Origin of the sequence: Winogradskyella sp. 4-2091, assembly GCF_045765065.1 — a bacterium.
In the GTDB taxonomy this organism is placed as follows: Bacteria; Bacteroidota; Bacteroidia; order Flavobacteriales; family Flavobacteriaceae; genus Winogradskyella.
Window position 1 is genome coordinate 1 of record NZ_JBJKOD010000058.1, and the last position, 503, is coordinate 503.

General features: G+C 41.2%; 1 pseudogene. It reads right to left on the reverse strand.

Annotation, left to right across the window (positions count from 1 at the left end):
* Nucleotides 1-503 (reverse strand): annotated as a pseudogene (locus ACJBCC_RS17295) (hypothetical protein); the annotation flags it as partial.

Sequence of the window (503 nt, forward strand, 5' to 3'; positions counted from 1 at the left end):
GTACCATCATCACAGCCTTGAGCTGACGTTGCATTAACTTTATCAATAGACACACTCAACGCTTCCGAAGGTTGTGTTATTTGAATATTATGAACCACAGGATCACAAGATGATCCATCCATAGTAACACTTACATTATAATTCCCAGCAATGACATCAGCTATCGTACTCGAAGTGACACCAGTATCGATATCGCCATTAGACCATGTAAAAGTAAAAGTAGCGGTAGGATTAATTACAGAACTCGCTGACACAGTTGCTGCACCAGTCGCTTCTCCAAAACACAGAACATTAGTAATGGTTCCAGAAGTGGTTGCTGTATCACAATCATCAGTACATGAAATGGTTACCGATTGTGTTGTTGTACAATCATTAGCATCTGTAATTGTTACCGAGTAAGTGCCTTCCGATAAATCTGTAATAGCAGCTGTAGTTTGGTTGGCAGCATTCGCGGACCATAAATAAGTATAAGGTGCAGTACCACCAGAAGGAGTTGCCGTAGC